Genomic DNA, 19995 nt, shown 5'->3' with positions numbered 1-19995 from the left:
CTCGTGAGTGGTAAGGCGGGTTCTAACCCGCCTTACCACTCACGACCACCCGACCACAGGGGGAGGCGGGAGTTCGGACCGCGGTGGGACGCGCCGCCGGGGTCCGGCGCGGGACCGTTCTGCGCATGCACCTCGTCGCCAGTGAACGGATCAAGCTCTTCAGCATCGCCACGCCCTGGGTGTGCGGCATCTTCACCGTGGTGGCGCTGGTTTTCCCGGCCGCGATCGCGGCGCTCAGCGCCGGGGAGGCCCACCTGCCGCCCACCGTCGCCAGCACGCAGTCCGGCTACCAGCTCGCGCTGGTCGCCGTACTGGTGCTGGCCGCGCTCGCCGTCACGAGCGAGTTTCACTCCGGCACGATCCACGGCACCTTCCAGGCCGTGCCGAGCCGGACGCCGGTGCTGCTGGCCAAGGCCGCGCTCGTCGCCGGCTACGCCTTCCTGCTGGGCGAAGCCGCCGCGTTCACGGCCTGGCTGGTGGCCCGGGTCCTCGCCCCGGACGCCGACCTCGTCCTGGACAGCGCCGCGGACTGGCGGATCGTCGCCGGGACCGGCCCGGTGTTCGCCCTCGCCGCGGTCTGCGGGGTCGGCGTCGGCCTGCTCGTGCGGTACACGGCGGGCGCGGTGGCCGTGCTCGTCGCCTACCCGCTGATGGTCGAGAACCTCGTCCAGCTCATCCCGCGGGCCGGGCAGGCGATCCACCGGTGGCTGCCGCTGAACGCCGTCACGAAGTTCCTCAGCGGGAGCGGGGAGGCCAACGCGGGCCGGGACGGCGGCAACGCCGCGGTCCTGTCCGATTCGCCGCTGAGCCCGGGCTGGGCGCTGGCCTACTTCGGGCTCTTCGCCGCCGTCCTGCTCGCGGCCGGGATCGTGCGGGTCAAGCGCCGGGACGCGTGATCCGGGCCAGCTTGTCGGGGTTGACGACGTCGTAGATCGCCACGATCTTCCCGTCGCGGACGGTCATCGCCTGCACGTGCTCGTCGAGGGCGAAGAGGCCGTCGCGGGCCGGCTGCGGAGCGAGGTACACCCCGAGGTCGCCGTTGACGAGCACCGGCGTGCCGCTGGTGAGCACTCCGGACGGGTACTTCCTCGTGAGGCCCACGAAGAAGCGGGCGATCTTGTCCGGGCCGACGATGAGCTGGCGCGTGGTCCGGCCCTTGCCGTTCGAGTCGCCGATGAGCACGACGTCCGGGGCCAGCAGCTCGGTCATCGCCCGGACGTCGCCCGCCTGCAGGGCGACGACGAACTTCTCGAGGACCTTCGCCTGGTCGTCCAGCGGGATGCGTGGCGCCGGGTCCGCGTCGGCGAGGGCCTTGCGGCCGCGGGAGGCGTACTGCCGCGCGGCGTCGACCGAGACGCCGAGCGCGTCCGCGATCTCGGCGAACGGCACCGAAAAGGCGTCGTGCAGCACGAACGCGACGCGCTGCTCCGGCGTCAGCTTGTCGAGGACGACGAGCGCGGCCATCCGCAGCCCGTCGTCGCGGACCGCGACGTCCAGTGGGTCTTCGCTGACCGGCCGCCCGAACGGCGTGACGACCGGCTCGGGCAGCCAGTTGCCCACGTACTTCTCCCGCTGCGCGGCCGCCGACTTGAGCCGGTCGAGGCAGATCCGGCCGACGACGGTCGTCAGCCAGCCCCGCAGGTCGCGGATCGCCGCGCGGCCCGCGTCGTCCAGCCCGGCCAGGCGGAACCAGGACTCCTGGACGGCGTCCTCGGCGTCGGCGCGCGTGCCGGTCAGCCGGTAGGCCACCCCGATCAGGTGACTGCGGTGCTCGGCGAACTGCGCGGCGAGCGTGTCCTGGGCGGTGGAGGAGGCCATGCCAAGAGTGTGCCGGATGAGGTCGCATCTCCCCGTGGACGAGGTCCGATCTATTGTGGTGAGGTGGCAGGACGGATTCGGGAGAGCGACATCGCGGAGGTGCGCGAGCGGAACCGGATCGACGAGGTCGTCGGGGAGTACGTGGCGCTGCGCCGCGCCGGCGGGGGCAGCCTGAAGGGCCTCTGCCCGTTCCACAACGAGAAGACCCCGTCGTTCAACGTCCGCCCGACGCACGGCACCTTCCACTGCTTCGGCTGTGGCGAGGGCGGTGACGTGATCAAGTTCATCCAGAAGATCGACCTGATCTCGTTCGTGGAGGCCGTCGAGCGGCTGGCCGACCGGGTCGGCATCCGGCTCACCTACGAAGGCGGCGGCGCGACGGTCCAGCGCGACCGCGGCAGCCGCACCCGGCTGGTCGAGGCCCACCGCCTGGCGCAGGAGTTCTACGCCGAGCAGCTGGTCACCGACGAGGCGCGCCCGGCGCGGGACTTCCTGTCCGAGCGCGGGTTCGACGCCGCCATGGCGAAGACGTTCGGCTGCGGGTACGCACCCGGCGGCTGGGACAAGCTGACGAAGTTCCTGCTCAACCGCGGCTTCGAGGTCAAGGAGCTGCTCACCGCGGGCCTGTCCAAGGAGGGCCAGCGCGGCCCGATGGACCGGTTCCACCGGCGGCTGGTCTGGCCGATCCGCGACGTCGGCAACGACGTCGTCGGCTTCGGCGCGCGGCGGCTGTTCGAAGACGACCGCATCTCGGCGAAGTATCTGAACACGGCCGAATCGCCGATCTACAAGAAGTCCCAGGTCATGTTCGGCCTCGACCTGGCCAAGCGCGAAATCGCGAAGCGGCACCAGGTGGTCGTGGTCGAGGGATACACCGACGTGATGGCGATGCACGCCGCGGGTGTGCCGACGGCGGTCGCCTCCTCGGGCACGGCGTTCGGCGAAGACCACATGAAGGTGCTTCGCCGGCTGATGATGGACGACGACGCCTTCCGCGGCGAAGTCATCTTCACCTTCGACGGTGACGAAGCCGGTCAGAAGGCCGCGTTGAAGGCGTTCGAAGGCGACCAGACCTTCGCCGGCCAGACGTACATCGCGGTCGCGCCGGACGGCATGGACCCGTGCGAGCTGCGGCTGGCCAAGGGCGACAGCGCGGTGAAGGACCTGGTCGCGCGGCGCACGCCGCTGTTCGAGTTCGTCATCCGCAGCACGCTCAAGAACTACGACCTCGACTCGGTCGACGGCCAGGTGGCGGCGCTGCAGAAGACCGTGCCGATGGTGGCGTCGATCAAGGACCGCGCGGCCCGGGACGGCTACGCGTCGAAGCTCGCCTGGTGGGTCGGCTGGCAGGACGTGGCGCAGGTGGTCAACCGCGTCCGCGGCAGCGCGGGCGCGACGGACAAGCGCGGCGGGGCGCCGGTGCGGCAGCCGGCGCGGGCCCAGACGGTGCCGGCCGCCGCTCCCACCCAGGACATCGCCCGCCCGGCGCCGAAGGACCCGCGGTTCGCCGTGCAGCGCGAAGCGTTGAAGGCGGCGCTGCAGCAGCCCGCGATCGCCGGGCCGGAGTACGACGCCCTGCCGCTGGAGGCGTTCACGCACCCGGTGTACGTGGCCGTCCACGAGGCCGTCCTGAAGGCGGGCGGCGCGGGTTCGGGCCTGACCGGGCCGGCGCTGCTGGACGCGGCCGCCCCGCACTGTCCGGAAGGGACGGTCCGGCGCGTGCTGTCGGAGCTGGCCGTGGAACCGTTGCAGGCCAAAGACGAGGTCGACTCGCGGTACATCTCCTCGATCCTCGCGCGGCTGCAGGAAGGCCTCGTCGGGCGGCAGATCGCGGAGATCAAGGGGAAGCTGCAGCGGCTGTCGCCGGTCGAAGCGCCGGACGACTACCGCGCGCTGTTCGGTGATCTGGTCGCGCTGGAGCAGTACAAGAAGTCGCTGGGCGAGCAGGCCGCCGCCGGCGCGTGGGGCTGAGATGGGGTTCCTGCGCCGGTTGCTGGGCGACCGCACACCTCCGGGTTTCACCGGTGCGCTCGCGCCGGGCGAAGAAGTCGTGGACAGCGCCCCGGTCGAGGGCGGCGGCCACCTCGTGGTGACCGCACTGGGGCTGTGGATCCCCGCGGACGACAGCCCCCGCCGCGTCGGCTGGCACCTCGTCGCCAAGGCGACCTGGGCGGACGGCGTCTTCACGCTGACGGAGTCGTCCGAGGTGGGGACGGCGGGTGCGGCGGTCGTGCTGGCCGACCTCCCGCCGGTGCGGTTCCGGCTGCCGGCGCCGGGCAAGGTGCCCCGCGAGGCCTACCAGCGCGTCGAGGGCTCTATCCGCTCGCGGCACCGGCAGGAGATCGGCGCCGGGGGAGCGTGGTTCGTCCAGCGCAAGGTGCCCGGCCGGGACGGCACCGTGCTGCAGGTCCGGCCGGATCCCGGCACCGACGCCGCCCTGGTCGAGGCCATCGCCGAGCAGGCCGCCGCGAAGCTGGTCAACCCGGCGGAATAGCAGTACGCTCGTACTCAGTACAGGCGTACTGCTATTTCCGGAGGTGGCCATGTGGGATCCCGGCAAGTACCTCGACTACGCCGACCTGCGGGCCCGGCCGTTTTACGATCTGGTCTCCCGCATCGGGGCGTCGGCCCCGCGACGCGTCGTTGACCTGGGCTGCGGCCCGGGGAACCTGACTGTGTCCCTCCGGGAACGCTGGCCGTCGGCGGCGCTGGAGTGCAGTGACAGTTCACCCGAAATGGTGACCGCGGCCCGCGCTTGCGGCCTCGACGCGGCCCTGCTCGACGTCCGCGACTGGACGCCGGCGCCCGACACCGACGTCGTCGTGTCGAACGCCGTCCTGCAGTGGGTGCCGGACCACGGGCCGCTGCTGCGCCGCTGGGCTGCCGAGCTGCCCGCGGGCGCCTACCTGGCGGTGCAGGTGCCGGGCAACTTCAACGCGCCTTCGCACGTGCTGACCCGCGAGCTGGCAGCGTCGCCGGCCTGGGCATCACGCTTGGCCGAGGTGGTGCTGCGCGAGGACGACGCGGTGTCGGCCCCGCAGGAGTACGCGGACCTCTTGGCCGACGCGGGCTGCACCGTCGACGCCTGGGAGACGACGTACGTGCAGCCGCTGCACGGGCCTTCGCCGGTGCTGGAGTGGATCACCGGCACGGCGCTGCGCCCGATCCGCGCGGCGCTGTCCGACTCCGAGTGGGAGCAGTTCCGCGCCGCGCTGGCGCCGCGCCTGGCCGACGCCTACCCGGCCCGGCCCGACGGGGTCACCTGGTTCGAGTTCCGCCGCGTGTTCTTCGTGGCCCGCGTCAGCGCTTGAGCTTCTCCCCGAGCTTGGCCCGCGCCACCCCGGCGGCACCCTGGACCATCGGGTGGTCGACGACCCGGCGGTAGGTGCGCACGAGCTGCTCGTACCGCCCCCGGCCTGCCTTGGCGCCCAGTACGTACCCCAGGCCTGCCCCCAGCAGGAACTTCTTCATCCGCGTCCACGCCTTCCGTCGTTAGGTCGTCCGACTGTCCATTGTCCAGGAAAACCGCCCGGGCGGGGGCGGTTGCGCTAAGTGGGGGGTGGTGTGCGGCGCTTCCGGGGCATGGTCTAAAGTTCTTCTCGTCGGTCGGAGAGACCGGCACCGGAAGTGAGCAACATTCCCCTGTAGCTCAACTGGCAGAGCATTCGGCTGTTAACCGGAGGGTTCTTGGTTCGAGTCCAAGCGGGGGAGCTGTTAGACGAGAAAGCCCAGGCCAACGGCCTGGGCTTCTCTGCGTTGTGGGGCGGTGACGCCTGGAGGGAGGATTTAGTGATTAAAAACTCCGTCACGGCGCCGCAGCTGCGGGCATCACCGCCTCCGTGCTTGGCCGATGCCGTCCGCAGAGATCAGCATGGTGGTTTCGGTGAGTTCCACTGGGCACGCTGGGCAGCATCGGCCCGCAGGGACGGCAGGTATACCGAGAAGCTTCCGTCTTGTCGCGACGTGCACAAGTCCAGGTGTGTTCGGTCAGCGCGCCGATCACGGCCGTGTAGCTGTCGTTGACGGAGGGTTGCGCACGCGCCGTCGGGGGCACCGAATCAGGTGAGCAGGAGTTGGTGGCCTCCTTGACGACGGGGTTGGTGCACTGCTCCTCGCTGCTTGGTCAGCGCCGATCTGGAGGCGCGAAGTGCGAGGACTCAGGCGTGACTCCGGCGAGCCATCGGGTCAAAGCATTGGCTTCGTCCGGTTTACGGTCGAGGTTGCCGCCGGTCAAGTGCAGGGTGACGACGTCGCCGAGTCGTTCGTCGAAGCGGATCTCGCGGGCTGCGGCGAACACACCGTAGCCGCGAATATCCACGCTGGACATGCGGCCGGCACGCCCGAAGGCCAGTGCTGGTTCGAGGTCGTGGAAGAACACCCAGGTCTGCGGGATGGCTCCGGAGATTTCGACCGCGTAGCCGTGAATGACGATGTGGCCGTCGCTGCTGCGGGGCTGGGGAAGCTTGTCGGCGCGGTGGATGTGGTGGTAGTTCGGAACGTCGCGGTCGGCGAAGCGGTCGCACCCTCACACCTGCGGCTGGGAGTGGTTACCAACGTGGCCTCCTGTCTTTCGTGACCTGATACAGCGGCTGGTGAGCACGGGCCGGATAAAGCATCTCAGTGGCGGCGGTAAGGCCGCGTCACAGGTAGCGGGCTAGCCGGAGGTCCTCCTTGTGGGAAGCGCGCCCGCTCGGCGCGAGCTCTTGCCCCCGAGGCAACCGGTGGGCCGTCGCGCGGTCCAGCACGGTCACCGTGCCGTCCACGCCGAGCCGCACGTGCCCTTGGCGAGATCGGCGTGGATCAGGTCCCCGGAAGCTCCACTGACGAACTCAAGTGTGATGCAGATCAGCATCTTCGAGGAAGATGACTGGCTTCTGAGCTCCGCAGATGTGTCGAATCGTGGGAGCGCAAACGGTGTCAGCTCGAGGTCCTCTCAGGTTTTTCGCCAGGTCGGCGACCTGCCGGTGCCGACGCCGGCCGAGATTCGAGACCGCGTACGCCGGTTCACTCCGGAACAGCGTGCCGAGGCCGAGCGTGACGCTCTTCGCGTCGAGCTCGGCGACACCGCCATGTCCTTGGCCAAGGCGCTGATCGAGCAGGAACGTCTCGACGAGGCGGAGCAATGGCTGAAGGTGGCCGAGGAGTACAACGTGCCGGAGGCACGTGGGCTGCTCGACAACCAGTGGTCGTGGGCTGCGCAGGAACTGCTCGAGGAATCCTTCGACGAGGACGTTCATGTCGACCAGATGGAGGCCCGAGCGAAGCAACGTGCGGCGGAGATCGTGGCAGAGGCTCGTGAGCTGTCCGACGAGCTGGTCGACTCCGCGCTGACCAAGGTGCAGCAGATGCTCGACCGGACCCGCTACCAGACGGTCAAGGCCGACCTGGCGAGCAGCCTGATCGACGTGACCAGGGTCAATCGCAGCGAAGGCCAGCAAACGCCGACGCTGCTGAGGCTGCTGTTCGCGCTGCTGAGCAGCCTGACCGGCATGTTGGTCGCCCGGACGACCGACAGCGGCACGACGATGAGCGCCGTCGGGTGGCGCGCGGCACCGCCTTGGCCAACCTGCTGTCCCCAGGCGCCGACATCACCCAAATCGGCAAATCTCCGGGTTTGCCGTTCCGGGTGCTCCTGCTGCCCCGCACAGCGAGTGCATGGGCGGCTGGCGAACCACGCGACCCGGCACCCAATCGCTGGGTCACGCAGGTGAAGCACCTGCACCACCTTAATCGATTCCCTGACCGGTTCACGCCCGGCGACGACTGCCGGCTGATCGTGGCCTTTCCGCATGTCCTGGGCGCGCCCGCGGACAAGTACGGGCGGCTGCTGCTGGCCTTGGTGGAACATCTAGTCCCGGATCACGGGCTCAGTTTCGACACCGTGCAGACCCTGGCCTGGGAGACCGTCCAGGAGCTTGACCTCGACGCACCACCCAGCTGCCCAACCTGTACGAGCTGCTTCGCCACGGCGCTGGTCGCACATGCCGCATGACCGCGGCGATGGCGGTGGCGGGAGTGGTCGCGAGGGCCTCGCCCCCGGGGCGCCGTCGACGATACAACTCCAGACCACATCGTGCTAGCTCCTCTGCCGAGGAGCGCGCCACCGAATGCGACATGCTTCGCCCGTCCGCGGATTTTCTTTATATTTGAAACCGATGGACGTAGGTCGAGAAATCTGCAATTGTGGCATGTTGGCGCTGTCAAGGTCTATTCAAGGGGAAAGTATGCGTCGAATCATCGCGATTTGTGTTCCAATCCTGGCAATGTTTGCCACGGTCTTCGCATCTTCGGCTCAGGCGCGAACACAAGACTTGTGCACCTGGACGCAGTCATTTTTGCCGCTGCCGGTGGGCGTGACGGGCGGATCCGTTCAGGCCGCCGGCCCGAACGGCTATCTGGCCGGGCAGGCGACTGACGGCACTCTGCTGCTCTGGCACAACGGTGAGGTCGTGCCGATCAACGCTCCGGTCAGTTCCTCCATTCGGGTTTCCGCGGTCAACGGTAGTGGCACGATCGTCGGTTGGGATGGTCGCTCAGACGTGCCGTTCGTTTACCGGGACGGGACGTTCCAGAACCTTTCGGTTCCCGCCGGGAGCAGTACGTTTGCCAGCGCTGTCAACGAGACCGGCGACATCGTCGGCACTACGTTCGCGTACGCAACCGACTACCGGAGTGTGGTGTGGAAGCTGGGCAATCCGGGCTCATATCAGATTGTCGCCAACGATGTAGCGGTCGGCATCGATGATGTGGGCAACGTGGTGACCGAGAAGGGTCTGGTGTGGTCTCCGAACGGAACGACCTCACGTCTGCCCAGCTCGCCGGATCTCGTCGTGCAAATCTTCCAGCGTGGTTATGCGCTCGGGCACGATTTCACCGATGACAACGGCCTGCGGGTGTGGGATGCCACGGGTACCGTGGTGCACCGCTTCGAACTGGCGCGCCATACCCCGATCGGCATCAATTCCCAGGGCCAGTTGGCCGCCTGGTACACCCCGGAGGGGTCCACGGTGACGACTCTCGGCGTCTGGCGAGGCGAGACGTTCGTCGGCAACGTGCCTGGCAGGCCATTGGTTCACGCGGTGGCGGAGACCGGTGAGCTCGTTGGACTGGCATGGCCTGCAGGTGCCACCAAATCCGCGCCGGCGACCTGGACGTGCTCCTGAGCGCACAAGTCGGAACCACGCGCGCCATTCTACGGAGCCAACCCCACGGTTGAGCCGGGACACCACCCCGGCTCAACCTCGCGCCGAGCCCGAAGTTCCTCGAACACGCCCTCCGGATGCCTCGGCCGGCTGTGGTGCGGCGACCTGCTGTTCAGCCGCGCCGGGGTGCGGTTGCGAGCGCCTCAGCACCTCATGGACGCAACCGTGGCCACGACCTCGACGCTCTACTCCACATTCCGTCGCTAGCTGCGACAATCCGACGACATATCACACCCCGACTGCGGGATGGATCCCGTTGGTTCGTTCGCGAACCGCCTCCAGACTTCGGCACACACCGCATACCGGTGGCGCGACGTGTGGCTCCGCACGGCGACGACGACAGCTGACTGACCACTCATCGCTCAGCGGCAATAGCGGACGTTGCCGACGATTGTCGTCGTGTCGGCGTACGCAGTGGACAATTCTAACCAGGCCTCCCGGCCGCGCGAACGATTCCGGCGACGACCGCCAGCATGTCCCCTTTCAGTTGTGATGTTGACCTCCACCAGGGGTCGCCGCTGAGCGGGAGGACGGGTTCGCCCACAGTTCGGCCTCATGGCGTGCCAGATCGAGATCGCCCCGCATGCCGATGCCGCGGCACGCGCGTAGTAGCGCGACCGGGCAATCTCGAGTTGGACCACACAACGCACTTCCACCGCCCGGCGCTATAGACGGGCTGCCGGTCATGCGAGCTCTGCGCGACTCGGTCGGCGAGGATGGTTAGTGCTGACCGATGAGTTGCCCGGCGGTCTGGTGGGTCAGAACACCCCTGGTGTAGACGTCCAGTGCGTCGTCGGCGTGGACGAGAGCGAAGGTGCCGAACAGGCATGCTGGGTCGGTGCAGGACACTGACAGCGATCAACGTGGCGAACGCGGCTCGGCCGCGGCGGTCGGCACTGCCGCGGTACAGAACCGTCCATAACTGCTCGATCGGCGGAGATCCAGCCTGATCGCAGGACCCGCAGAGGCGTGTTGACGCGCGGAGTGCAACCGAGTGCGAGCCCGCTCTCCTCGTCGAGGAGTTCGAGGCTCCGATGACGGCACCGATCACCTCGCCCGGAGGTGAGATCCACGGTCACGGCGGTGCTCCTGTCGATCAGCCTACCGGGGCCGGGAGCCGTGGCGGCTCAGCGGGAATGTGAGCCGCCACCGCCCAAGCGCGCGCTCGACGGCGGCACCATAAGCGTTGACCAACTGCCCCGTCGGGTGCGCGCGACCCTCGATCGGCCTGAAGTCCGGACGCGACAGCTCGAAAATAACTGAACCTGATAGTTTCTGCCTCACACGACAGCAAAACTTGCGCAATTTAAGCTGGTTGAACGATTATTAATCGCCTGCGGCCGCTGACCGAGTTCGAGCTTACTGTTCGAGCAGCTCGCTGCGATGACAGCCTCGTCTCGATCACGCGCACCGATCCCGCTTGATGAAAGCGACTTCATCGGGCAAAATATGAGGATGGATATTGGCATCGCCGTTTACTCTGGGTGTGAAGGCTTGACACCTCCTGAGCTTGGTCGTGCCGTCGAGGAACGTGGCTTTGAGTCACTGTTCTGGACCGAGCACACGCATATTCCTGTACACAGCCGACGCTCCTCAGGTGGCTCGCCCCGCGGCTACGCGGAGACCATCGACCCCTTCGTCGCTCTGGCTGCCGTCGCGGCGGTGACAAGCACCATCACATTGGGCACTGCCGTCTGTCTCGTCACTCAACGAGATCCGATCACTACGGCGAAGGAGGTGGCCAGCCTCGATCAACTGAGTGGGGGGCGCTTCCAGTTCGGTGTTGGTGCCGGGTGGAACCGCATGGAGATGGCCAATCACGGAACTGACCCACGAATTCGGATGGCCTTGCTTGCCGATCGTGTTCGCGCAATGCGCGAAATATGGACTGCTGAGCAGGCCGAGTATCACGGCGAGTTTGTCGACTTCGACCCGATTTGGTCCTGGCCAAAACCGGTGCAGAAACCGCACCCTCCTGTGCTGGTCGGCGGGAACGGACCAGGGTCGGAGGAACGAGTGCTGGCCTTCGGTGATGCTTGGCTTCCCCAAGCGGATATGATGGACGTTGACGAGCTCGTCCGGCGTGCTTCCGCGCTGCGCAGCCGTGCCGCCGACGTCGGCCGGGGACCGGTACCTATTACGCTCTTCGGTGCGATCGCCGAGGATGGTCGGATGCCAGAGTCCGGTCGTTTGGAGGCCTACGCCGAAGCCGGCGTCAACCGCAGTTTGTTCACCCTGCAATATCGGTCTGCGAAAGATGCTTTGTCTACGCTGGACAAGTGGACCAAGTTTCTCAGCCTGTGATGTCCGAAAGGCAGGTAAATCGCACGGAGCGAAGCTGTCATCCGACGGGGCGGCGAATGACGACCCGGTCAACGATTAGTAGAGCTGCCGCCAAGGCGCAGAACGCCATCGCGATCAGGAAGGCTGGTGGGCTGTAACCGGGCACGATGAGCGGTGAGAGAATGCTGACCGTGGATCCCACCTGCACCAGCGCGGTGTAGAGCGCCGCGCCACCGCCGATACCCGATCGCAAGGCTTCACCGAGAAGCACCATTCCGACACTCTGGAAACCGGCGGCGAACGCTGCGTAGAAGACCTGAGAACCCACCAAGATCGGATAGCCTGAGCCAACGGCGACCAAGAGAAACGCGAGCGTCCCCGTGAGGCAGACGACGACAAGTGTCCGCCGGCTGCCATAACGATCGCTGAGCATGCTGATCGGGACCAGAACGACGAATTCCGCTATCGCCGTGACCGCGGACAAGACCGAGACGCCGGTGCCGTCAACGCCGATATCAGTTGCGTAGAGCGGCAAGTACACGCCGCGCAGACTGTCCGCGGCCCGTAGTAGCACCAGGGCGGCCGCAGCCCCGACCAGTACAACCCGTCCCCGTACCGACGAGGCCTCCACGGAAGCCGGTTTTTCCGCGACGTCGCCGTTTGCCGGTTCCAGAAACCAGGCGACGGCAATGTTCACGACCGCTAGTCCGGCGGCCACGTGCACCGGCCGCAGCAGTGGCCCTAAAACGGTCTGCGACTCAGAGGCAGCGGCGAATACGCCAAGCCCGGCGATGTATCCCACTACGTAGAACGAACGTAGACTTCCGATGGTTCGTGCGGCGGTCAGGGCAGAGTACCGGTGCGCCAGCGACACATATTGCGGATACACCAAACTCATCGCCATCACGGCCATGCCGGCCGGGTAGATCGCCCACGACGTTATCGAAGACGGCAGTAGCGCGAGCGACAGCAATCCCAGTGCCGATGTTGCGGCGCTACCTGAGATCACCCAGTGTGAGTCGAGTTCACGTAATTTACGCCCAAGTGTGAGGTTGAGCGCTGCGGCCGTGAGTGCGTTCAGGACGAAAACACGGCAACGGCCGTCTTACTCTGGCCCCGCGCGTCGAGAAGCAACGGCAACGCTACCGTGATCAATTCGGTGAAACTTGCATTCGCCAAGACACCCAGACGCAACGACACCGGCAGTCGGCCGGGAACATCTCGTCGCAAAGCCTGACCCCCCTCGTCGATTCTGAATCGTTCATGATCGAGTCGAACGTTGTCAACCGAGCAGAGTCGGTTCAATAATCATTGACTGTGTCGCAATGGTGTAAAGTGTAAAATTCGATAGCAGATCCGCCGGCGTCCAGTGCGGCGAGCAAGGAGTTCCGCTACCGGCACAGTTGAGGCAGGCCAGCGACAGCCGAACCGACCAACGCGGTGGTTCGGCTAGGTACCGCGGGTACACAACGCGACGGGCATTCGGCCGCTCTCGAAATCTCGCGCATTACTGGGCCTGGACGCTGAACACCTGCAGTGTCGCGTGAGGGTGCAGGCAGGTGAGATCGGCGAGGGCTTGCGGGAGGTGGGCCGCGGCGAGGTCCTCGATCGGCCCGACCCCGCAGTGGCCGCCCAGGGACGGACGTGTACTGCTGTCATTGGTTCGTTGCGGGGCATTATCGTCGCTTAGCCGAGGAAGAACCCCGTTCGCCAAGTCGGGTAGTGGGGTTTCCAGCCGAGAGAACGCGCCAGGCTGTTGTCGGCTCCGCGTTCCCACGCATTACGTCCGGAGACGATTCGAGGAGGCGGTGCACCCACGGAGACAGCGAGTGCTGGCAGCCATGCCCGGGCCGGCGCCGGTTCGTCGTCGACGATGTTGACTGGCCCGGATGGCCACGTAAGAGCGTCGGCCGCCGCGCGCGCGGCTTCTTCGACGTGCACGAATGAAGAGACGGCGTCGTTGGCGGCGGAAAGGTCCCCGAGAAAGAGTGCGGCGGGATCGTGAGCGCGGTCGTTGAGAACGTCATCGACGAGCCCACCGCGGCGGTACCAGGTGCCAGGACCGTACAGTAGACCGTAGCGCAATATGATGTGTTCCTCGATCTCGGATGAAATGTTTTCTAGAGCGCGGATGCCCGAGATCAAGGTTGCTCGTGGCGGAAGTGCCTCGTAGTGCAGGGTGTCACGTTCTGTCGCGGGGCGTTCGCCGGGTCCGTACGCCCAGGCGACAGACTGGGTGATGATTCGGGGAACGGCGGCGAGCTTGGCCGCGTCGACGAGGTGGCGCGTTCCGATTCGGCGTATCCGCCCGTTGTCCTCCCGCGTGCCGCCCTTCAGTGCGGTGAGTTGGTGGATGATGGCGTCGGGTGCGGCCTCGGCAACGGCTCGTTTTGCGGCTTCGGCGTTGTACACATCCAGTCGAACACCTCGCGCTCCCATGCCTTGGAGAAGTCTCAGGCCGGTCTCTGTGCGGGTGGTGCCGGTGACTCGGTGTCCCGCAGCGCGCAGCATTGTGGTGAGATAGCGCCCGATTGCGCCGGTGGCGCCTGCGATGAAGACGTGCATGGCTCTCTTTTCAATGAATCCGGTTACAGCGGCGGCACGGTCGATGGCGAGCCGGCTGCCGGCGCTGTAGATGGGTGCGGCGATGCCGCCGCTAAGTGTCCCCCAGAGCACGTTGACGGTCAGCGCGCAGGGAACCGCACCAGTTCGAGCAGGATGCCGGTCGCGCGATGGGCGTGTCCCTGGTCGTGGGGGCGTTTGACCTGTCGGACCGTTAAGGCGCCGAGCGCACCCAGGAGGGCGAGTGGTCCGATCGCACCGACCGAGTATCCGTACGGTTCTGCCCACGGGTGCCACGACGAGCGCCGTGAGGTGGAGGGTGAACGATCCGTTGATCAATGGCCGGGCCGCATGCAAGTCCCCGAGCGGCACGACAGAGACAAGGCCTACCGCCTAACCCAGCTGACGGAACACGATCGACCGCCCGGCGACCCCTACTGGCACCAAGGTCAAGCTGCGGGGAAGCCCCGGCTCGCTCGTTCGCGGCTTGGCTTCCATGTCGCTACCCTAACGGCGGGTTGCCCGGAAAAATGGACCAGTTGCCCGCCCAAAAAATAGACCACTTGCACGTCGTCTGGCGACTTTCCGAGCTTAGAACTGCTCCGTCTCACGGACTAGGGGGAGCCGCCGCCGCGTACTGGAAGACGCCTTCCGGGCGGGTGAACGAGGCGGCGGCGACGGACAGCTGGTCACGGTCGGCGGAGGCGCTATGCCGCGGCGGTAGCGCAGCTCGTACTGCTGTGCACCACCGTTACGCAGCGGGACCCTGCCAGTGCTCCCACCTCGCGGTGGGGCGGCGCCTGAGCGCGCAGCGTCGCCTAGCCACCATCCACTGTGCCTGGTCGACCTTGACTCCGACTGTTGACTGTTTTAGTCGTGGCTGAACCCGTTGAAGTCGCCAAGGTCTTCCGGTTACCTTCCCGTTGGAAGTGGATCGCGTGGCAACTAGGAGACAAAGGGTGAAATCCAGAATCGGCGTGTTGCTGGGGTGTGTAGTCGCATCGTTAATCATGATGATTTCGGGAGCGGGCGTAGCCGGTGCGGCAGTGAATCGCAGCGATTTCGTGACCCAAGTGCGAGCTGCTGGGCTTTCGACTGAAAAGGCCGCGGCTCTGCAGGCGAAAGTGGACGGCTATCTTGTTGCGCTCAAGGGCCGTGGAAAGCAAGTGTCGCCGAACCAGATCGATCTAAACGGGGCCGTGCTTAGCGTTACTGTGCCTGGTGAGGGCAAAGCGCGGCAGTTCGTGGCCGCGGGAATTCCACAGTGCGCTGGCGCGTCCGCCAATTATGGATGGTTCTGCGCGTATCAGTTCGAGAATTACACTGGTGACAACATTGGTATGTACAGTTGCGGCTACTATCGAATTCCGTGGATCTCGATTGGCTCTTTTCAGAATAGGCAGACCGCTGGCACTGTGCCAACCGTGTATTTTGACGACGGCACCCGGCAAAATCTGGCGCCTGCGCCTTCCAAGCAGAGTGGAGATGTGCTCTGGTTTGAGATCAACACGGTCAGGAACTGTTGACGGGCGACGTCCGTTGTGAGCCACATCGCACCGGTCCGCCTCTCAGCAGTCGCCGCCAAGCAGCGCTTTGTTAGGTGCCGTTGGGTTGGAGTTTGTTATGCTGGTTTAGGTCTGCGCGTGCGATCGCCGATGTCGCCGTTTACCGGGGCGTACACTTAAGTGCGTCCGCCGTCACATCGACCTTCCGGAAACGGCGATCTGCTGCGGGCCAGTGGTGAGTAGAACCGCGGGCCTAGAAACGGTGGTCGACAACGTGGTGACGGCGACTTCTACCGGCGTCATCTTTAGCACAAGATGGATCTCTAGTCGCGGCAACGACAAAGACTGTCACTGGCTGGGTATTCACGACGCTATTTTTGCCCCTTATATTATATCCGTCCTTCCCAGTCGTACGCGACCGTCCGCGGTACCATCTGTCGATGGCCGTTGCAGTTCAGGCGGCTGGGGAAAGTTGATAGGAGAGGAAAACAATGATCGACGCATACGGCAATGAGTGGATCTCGGCTGTGCACGGCAACGAGTGGTCCCGGCAGGGCAACGAATGGCAGCGCGGCAACGAATGGGGTCGCTGATCGACGGCCGAGACGCGGATGTTCTAGCCGGCTTGCTCGGCGGGTAAGGCGCGGCGAGCGCGGTTCCACGCGGCGCCCGCCAGACCGGCGGCCACCACGCCGAGGCCGCCGGTCCCCGCAAGCGCCGCGGATGGGGCCACGACGGTCGCTGCCAGCCCCGCCAGTGCGATCCCCAGCCCTTGGCTGGTCATCAGCACGGTCGCGGCTAGGCCGTATGCCTGAGCGCGCCGGTGGTCGGGCACGGCAAGGGTGAACTCGGCCGAGGCCGGCAAGTGATATGCGCTGGCCACTCCGGACAGCAGCCACAGCACCGCCGTGACGGCCAAGCGCGGCCGGGCCAGGCACATCACAAGCGGTACGCACGCCGCGATCGCCAGCGGCCCCAGCAGCTGCGACCGCACCTGAGGCCGCAACCTGGTGATCAGCGCCATGCCGAGCACCGCCCCGGCCGGGCTTGCTGCCAGCAGTACCCCGACCGCGTCCGCTGATCCGCCGATCTGGGCGGCGTACGGTGCGGCCAATCCTTCCACCGACACATAAAACCCGGCGACCGCGGCGAGTGCGACCAGCGATCGCAGCTTCGGTGTGCGTGCGACCAGGCGTGAACCGTCGACCAGATCGCGTCGCCAACGGGCCAGCACGCCAGCTTGGATCGCCGCATCGGAGACCGTCGTGCTCGGAGCGGGCCGCTCGCGCACTCCAAGGCGGACCACGGCAGCCGATACGAGGAAGCTCGCGCCGTCGGAAAGCAACGCGGTTGCCGGGCCCGCTCCTGCTACCAGGGCGCCGCCGGTGGCGAATCCGACCACCTGCGACAGCTGCACGATCGTGTCGAGCGCACCCTTGCCCAGCACGTATTGCTCGTCCGGCAGTGCCGCGGCCGCGGTCGCCGCCCGCGCGGCGTTGCCCGGTGCGCCTGCGGCCTGCACGAGCACCAGCAGCGCCACCGCGATCGGCAACGCCAGTCCCGGGATCGCCATCAGCGCGACCAGCGCGGCGCGCAGCAGGTCCGCGACGATCATGACTCGCCGTCGGGGCCACCGGTCTGCCAGCCCGGACAGCAACGGCCCGGCCAGCACGGAGGGCAGGTAGGTCAGCGCGTAGGTCACCGCAGTCCATCCGGCCGAGCGTGTCCGGTCGAAGATCAGGAGTGACAGCGCCACCCGCGCGAACTGATCGCCGGTAACGGACACCATCATGCTCACGAACAGCGTGCGGAACTCGCCAACTTGAAATACCTGCCGGTAAGTCACGGACATGTGCTCATGCTGATCGCCCCTCCAGTGCAAAGGACGGCTCGACAACTGGATGAGCGACTTGTCGGCGCAAGTCGTCAGTCGACGTCCATTCGCGCCCCTGAGCAGGTCATTCTCAGTCCACGATCTGGCGAACGCGCCGACGGCGACCGCTGATTTACCTGTAGAACGCTGCTTGCCTGTAGTCTCCGCTCCGGTTCTGAGCAACTGACTGCCCGTCGCCTTCTCTCTGGAGAATCTCTCCGCGGCGGCGGCCAGCGCCGCGGCCCGGACGGAAGGCAGTCGCGCGTCTCGTCTCCGTTGTCGGCAGGCGAGAGTAGTCGTTGCCATGCCCGGCGACGGTACACGGCTCGCGGCCACTTTGCCCTGGAAGAAAGTCAGAGTCAATTATTGTTAAAAGAAGTTTCTGGGCCGAACAGCCGAGTCGTCGACCATGACGGTCGAGAGTCATTGACGTCAGATGCGTCCGCCCAGGCTGGGGTAGTCTGGCCGTACCGTTGCCGTGACGCGGACAGCGATGTCTTCTGTCACGTGTTTCAATTATTCTTGAATGGTGTAGTGACAGAGATTGGTGGATTGAGGACTTATGCGTCGGAGGAACTTCCTCAAAGCGGTGGTACGCTTGGTATTTTGGGAACAAGCGCGGCTGTCGGATCGATGTGGGGTTCGGAAGGTGCCGAGGCGGGATTGATCGACCGTTCGACGCGGAGCGTGGGTGGGTCCAACTACGGCTGGTTCGGTCTCGACGGTTGTGACCGGGAGTCGTACGGTGTAATCAAGAACTACGGGCAGGCGGCCTCGACAATTGACGATCAGTTGACCGCAATGTATCTCAACGGTCAGCGCAGGTTGCGTGTTCCGATATACCACAGGCGCGGTCCTGAAACTGGGACGCTCATGGATTCCACCGGTGGAAACTTGATGGCGCAGAATCGACGCAACCTCGCCGACTTTCTTTCTTCGGTCAGGCGTGTCGGGTTCGAAGAGATACTGGTAGCGTTTATGCCGGTCGGCGAAAATGCTGCCCACACTTGGACCGAGTGGCGTGAGGACGTCTACCAAGAAAACTGGAACTTGGTGCATAACCTACGATCGATCGTGATGGGTGCGGGAATACATTATCGGATTGATTTATGTAATGAAGCTATTCCCGCGCCCAGTCAACCGATGCTGCTCGCGTACGCGCAGCGCCTCTGGACCGACTATACGCACGTGTACGGCAGAAACGATACTCTTGGTTTCTCGGTAATCCCTGATCCTTCACGGATTATGCGCATCCCGGAGGTTTACCGGGGCAACGGACCGTATGTCTATGACTTCCACTTCTACCCTGGGGCTGGCGGCGACGAGTATCAGCGTTTCATGGCGGCTCACGTGCTGATGAACGATATGGGCTTGGGGCGGCAGGGCTGGGTGGTAGGGGGAGAGTCACTACGATGATCCCATTGCGGCTGAGAACCTGCGGCGTGCCATCCAGGAGTCAGGGCGCACGGTGTTCTACGCGCTTCAATGGCCGCTGAGTCGCGACTGGCGGTGTCAAGATGTCGACATCTCTTCACCGCTCGAGTTCGGCGAGTATCTTAGCCGCGGGTTTTGACCAAGTCCGGTGATGTTCTGAGACGCCGGGAGGGTTCGGCGCGGTTGCGAGTCGGGTGATTTCCGGCCCGATCCGGCGCGTCGTACCTTCGAAAACACCTGAATCCGATAGTTGGTGTTCGTTGATTAGCTCGGTGCGATGGTAGGCACGTCTCGCTAGCTCTGCGATATCTGGTTGATGGGTGTAGCCTTATCGGAGCAGAAATGCGAATGAATATCGGCATCGCCTTTTGCTTCGGGTGTGAAGGCTTGACACCTCCTGAGCTTGGTCGTGCCGTCGGGGAACGTGGCTTTGAGTCACTGTTCTGGACCGGGCACACGCACATCCCTGTACACAGCCGACGCTCCTCGGTGGTTCGCCCCGTGGCTACGCGGAGACCATCGATCCCTTCGCTGCTCTGGCTGCCGTCGTGGCGGGATCGAGGGTCCTCCTGAGCAGGGAACTCGCTCCGCGGGCAAGTGGTTCGGCTCTTGCCGATGTGGACGGTTTCAATGACTGCTGCGGAGCCACACTTCGCCGTCGAGGCGCGTCCGGAACTGCGATCATTGGCGCCGCACCAACCCGACACGGCAGCCAGCAGACGTGTTCCGCTGCTTCCGATGTCGGATCGGGGAGGGTTTCACCCGCGTCTGAACCCGTGGCCGATAATCCGTCAGTCACTTGCCTACAGCTGTTCGGCTCGGTGTGTGCTGGTCTGCGACGCGGTACTTGTCGTCGGAGACCGGCCGAACTCCAGCCGGATTTGGCCATCGGCCTCGACGGCATGCGGGCGTGTCTGCCGGGGTGCGCAGCGAGTGGGCGCACCCAGCCGCATCGGTTCCGGACTAGTATCTCCGCTGGCAGCAGGCATGCGCCGACGGCTCTCGCGCCGATCGAGCGAAGTACTGTCGTGTGGTCATGCAGGTGGCGACGTCGACCGCGATGGTCACATCGGCAGGGCCCGGTACGCCGGCCACTGCGGACACCATGACGTCGATTTAGGTGCGGTCGCCGCGGATCTGCTCGCCGGCCGCGCGGCGAACGTCGCCGTGAACGGCCCGGCGGTCTACGGCGGGTAAGCTGCTGTCGGCCAGGCGAATTCGCTCAGCTCGGAGGGATGAGCCTGCAGTGTCGCCCGCCGATGCGTGGACTTCCGGCATCGCGCGACCCAAACGGGGTCGAGACCTCTATTCGATACGT

Annotated in this window: 19 protein-coding genes and 1 tRNA gene; 12 read left to right on the top strand and 8 right to left on the bottom strand. The window is 65.8% G+C overall.

Annotated features, from left to right (window positions below):
* Positions 1-125: 125 nt before the first annotated feature.
* Complete coding sequence (locus tag ACFPLC_RS00505) at positions 126-896, top strand: hypothetical protein (RefSeq protein WP_378196596.1); 771 nt, start codon at positions 126-128, stop codon at positions 894-896.
* Here ACFPLC_RS00505 and ACFPLC_RS00500 read toward each other — a convergent pair.
* Positions 877-1818, bottom strand: coding sequence for a sigma-70 family RNA polymerase sigma factor (locus tag ACFPLC_RS00500; RefSeq protein ID WP_378196593.1), 942 nt, complete (start codon positions 1816-1818; stop codon positions 877-879). The genes ACFPLC_RS00505 and ACFPLC_RS00500 overlap by 20 nt on opposite strands.
* A gap of 63 nt (positions 1819-1881) precedes the next feature.
* Here ACFPLC_RS00500 and dnaG point away from each other — a divergent pair, with 63 nt between their 5' ends.
* Genes dnaG through ACFPLC_RS00485 form a run of 3 tightly spaced genes read left to right on the top strand, consistent with a single transcriptional unit; the run spans position 1882 to position 5129 of the window.
* Positions 1882-3789 carry a DNA primase gene (gene dnaG, locus ACFPLC_RS00495; protein WP_378196590.1) on the top strand — a complete coding sequence of 636 codons (1908 nt, stop codon included), beginning with the start codon at positions 1882-1884 and terminating at the stop codon, positions 3787-3789.
* A 1-nt stretch (position 3790) separates the two neighbouring features.
* Entirely contained in the window at positions 3791-4312 is a 522-nt protein-coding gene (locus tag ACFPLC_RS00490; protein WP_378196587.1) for a hypothetical protein, read from the top strand.
* 49 nt (positions 4313-4361) lie between these two features.
* Positions 4362-5129: a trans-aconitate 2-methyltransferase gene (locus ACFPLC_RS00485; RefSeq protein ID WP_378196584.1), complete on the top strand. Its 768-nt coding sequence runs from the start codon at positions 4362-4364 to the stop codon at positions 5127-5129.
* Here the strand turns inward: ACFPLC_RS00485 and ACFPLC_RS00480 are convergent.
* Positions 5119-5289, bottom strand: a complete 171-nt coding sequence (locus ACFPLC_RS00480) for a hypothetical protein (RefSeq protein ID WP_378196581.1) — start codon at positions 5287-5289, stop codon at positions 5119-5121. The genes ACFPLC_RS00485 and ACFPLC_RS00480 overlap by 11 nt on opposite strands.
* A 167-nt stretch (positions 5290-5456) precedes the next feature.
* On the opposite strand from ACFPLC_RS00480, the gene ACFPLC_RS00475 reads away from it, so the two are divergent.
* A tRNA-Asn gene (locus ACFPLC_RS00475) sits at positions 5457-5529 on the top strand.
* A gap of 412 nt (positions 5530-5941) precedes the next feature.
* Here ACFPLC_RS00475 and ACFPLC_RS00470 read toward each other — a convergent pair.
* Positions 5942-6196 (bottom strand): hypothetical protein, encoded by a 255-nt coding sequence (locus ACFPLC_RS00470; protein WP_378196578.1) that lies wholly within the window; start codon positions 6194-6196, stop codon positions 5942-5944.
* A 262-nt stretch (positions 6197-6458) separates the two neighbouring features.
* Positions 6459-6593 (bottom strand): hypothetical protein, encoded by a 135-nt coding sequence (locus ACFPLC_RS00465; RefSeq protein WP_378235648.1) that lies wholly within the window; start codon positions 6591-6593, stop codon positions 6459-6461.
* A 63-nt stretch (positions 6594-6656) separates the two neighbouring features.
* Between ACFPLC_RS00465 and ACFPLC_RS00460 the strand changes: the two genes are divergently transcribed.
* From ACFPLC_RS00460 to ACFPLC_RS00450, 3 genes are all read left to right on the top strand, one after another.
* Positions 6657-7529 carry a V-type ATP synthase subunit E family protein gene (locus ACFPLC_RS00460; RefSeq protein WP_378196575.1) on the top strand — a complete coding sequence of 291 codons (873 nt, stop codon included), beginning with the start codon at positions 6657-6659 and terminating at the stop codon, positions 7527-7529.
* Positions 7526-7810, top strand: a complete 285-nt coding sequence (locus ACFPLC_RS00455) for a hypothetical protein (protein WP_378196572.1) — start codon at positions 7526-7528, stop codon at positions 7808-7810. Before ACFPLC_RS00460 ends, ACFPLC_RS00455 begins: the two co-directional genes overlap by 4 nt.
* A 232-nt stretch (positions 7811-8042) precedes the next feature.
* Positions 8043-8981: a hypothetical protein gene (locus ACFPLC_RS00450; protein ID WP_378196569.1), complete on the top strand. Its 939-nt coding sequence runs from the start codon at positions 8043-8045 to the stop codon at positions 8979-8981.
* Between the two features lie 759 nt (positions 8982-9740).
* Here the strand turns inward: ACFPLC_RS00450 and ACFPLC_RS00445 are convergent.
* On the bottom strand, positions 9741-9869 hold the full coding sequence (locus ACFPLC_RS00445) for a hypothetical protein (RefSeq protein WP_378235647.1): 129 nt from the start codon (positions 9867-9869) through the stop codon (positions 9741-9743).
* A 534-nt stretch (positions 9870-10403) separates the two neighbouring features.
* Between ACFPLC_RS00445 and ACFPLC_RS00440 the strand changes: the two genes are divergently transcribed.
* Positions 10404-11324 (top strand): LLM class F420-dependent oxidoreductase, encoded by a 921-nt coding sequence (locus ACFPLC_RS00440; RefSeq protein WP_378196566.1) that lies wholly within the window; start codon positions 10404-10406, stop codon positions 11322-11324.
* 37 nt (positions 11325-11361) lie between these two features.
* On the opposite strand, the gene ACFPLC_RS00435 is transcribed toward ACFPLC_RS00440, so the two are convergent.
* Positions 11362-12216 (bottom strand): MFS transporter, encoded by an 855-nt coding sequence (locus ACFPLC_RS00435; RefSeq protein WP_378196563.1) that lies wholly within the window; start codon positions 12214-12216, stop codon positions 11362-11364.
* A 773-nt stretch (positions 12217-12989) separates the two neighbouring features.
* Positions 12990-13979: an NAD-dependent epimerase/dehydratase family protein gene (locus ACFPLC_RS00430; RefSeq protein ID WP_378196560.1), complete on the bottom strand. Its 990-nt coding sequence runs from the start codon at positions 13977-13979 to the stop codon at positions 12990-12992.
* An 845-nt stretch (positions 13980-14824) separates the two neighbouring features.
* Between ACFPLC_RS00430 and ACFPLC_RS00425 the strand changes: the two genes are divergently transcribed.
* On the top strand, positions 14825-15391 hold the full coding sequence (locus ACFPLC_RS00425) for a hypothetical protein (RefSeq protein WP_378196557.1): 567 nt from the start codon (positions 14825-14827) through the stop codon (positions 15389-15391).
* Between the two features lie 595 nt (positions 15392-15986).
* Here the strand turns inward: ACFPLC_RS00425 and ACFPLC_RS00420 are convergent.
* Complete coding sequence (locus ACFPLC_RS00420; protein ID WP_378196554.1) at positions 15987-17222, bottom strand: MFS transporter; 1236 nt, start codon at positions 17220-17222, stop codon at positions 15987-15989.
* 555 nt (positions 17223-17777) lie between these two features.
* On the opposite strand from ACFPLC_RS00420, the gene ACFPLC_RS00415 reads away from it, so the two are divergent.
* Positions 17778-18659, top strand: a complete 882-nt coding sequence (locus tag ACFPLC_RS00415) for a hypothetical protein (RefSeq protein WP_378196551.1) — start codon at positions 17778-17780, stop codon at positions 18657-18659.
* Between the two features lie 1005 nt (positions 18660-19664).
* On the top strand, positions 19665-19874 hold the full coding sequence (locus tag ACFPLC_RS00410; RefSeq protein WP_378235646.1) for a hypothetical protein: 210 nt from the start codon (positions 19665-19667) through the stop codon (positions 19872-19874).
* Positions 19875-19995: the final 121 nt, after the last annotated feature.

Source organism: Amycolatopsis plumensis (assembly GCF_042652605.1).
GTDB classification, from domain to species: domain Bacteria; phylum Actinomycetota; class Actinomycetes; order Mycobacteriales; family Pseudonocardiaceae; genus Amycolatopsis; species Amycolatopsis plumensis.
The sequence above is the reverse complement of the archived record's forward strand: the minus strand, read 5'-3'. Positions and strand labels throughout refer to the sequence as shown.

Bases quoted from the DNA above. Each gene is read 5' to 3' on its own strand.
- ACFPLC_RS00505 (WP_378196596.1), top strand. From the start codon at position 126: ATGCACCTCGTCGCCAGTGAACGGATCAAGCTCTTCAGCATCGCCACG.
- ACFPLC_RS00500 (WP_378196593.1), bottom strand. From the start codon at position 1,818: ATGGCCTCCTCCACCGCCCAGGACACGCTCGCCGCGCAGTTCGCCGAG.
- ACFPLC_RS00490 (WP_378196587.1), top strand. From the start codon at position 3,791: ATGGGGTTCCTGCGCCGGTTGCTGGGCGACCGCACACCTCCGGGTTTC.
- ACFPLC_RS00485 (WP_378196584.1), top strand. From the start codon at position 4,362: ATGTGGGATCCCGGCAAGTACCTCGACTACGCCGACCTGCGGGCCCGG.
- ACFPLC_RS00480 (WP_378196581.1), bottom strand. From the start codon at position 5,289: ATGAAGAAGTTCCTGCTGGGGGCAGGCCTGGGGTACGTACTGGGCGCC.
- ACFPLC_RS00460 (WP_378196575.1), top strand. From the start codon at position 6,657: ATGCAGATCAGCATCTTCGAGGAAGATGACTGGCTTCTGAGCTCCGCA.
- ACFPLC_RS00450 (WP_378196569.1), top strand. From the start codon at position 8,043: ATGCGTCGAATCATCGCGATTTGTGTTCCAATCCTGGCAATGTTTGCC.
- ACFPLC_RS00440 (WP_378196566.1), top strand. From the start codon at position 10,404: ATGACAGCCTCGTCTCGATCACGCGCACCGATCCCGCTTGATGAAAGC.
- ACFPLC_RS00435 (WP_378196563.1), bottom strand. From the start codon at position 12,216: ATGGCCGTGATGGCGATGAGTTTGGTGTATCCGCAATATGTGTCGCTG.
- ACFPLC_RS00420 (WP_378196554.1), bottom strand. From the start codon at position 17,222: ATGTCCGTGACTTACCGGCAGGTATTTCAAGTTGGCGAGTTCCGCACG.
- ACFPLC_RS00410 (WP_378235646.1), top strand. From the start codon at position 19,665: ATGCGCCGACGGCTCTCGCGCCGATCGAGCGAAGTACTGTCGTGTGGT.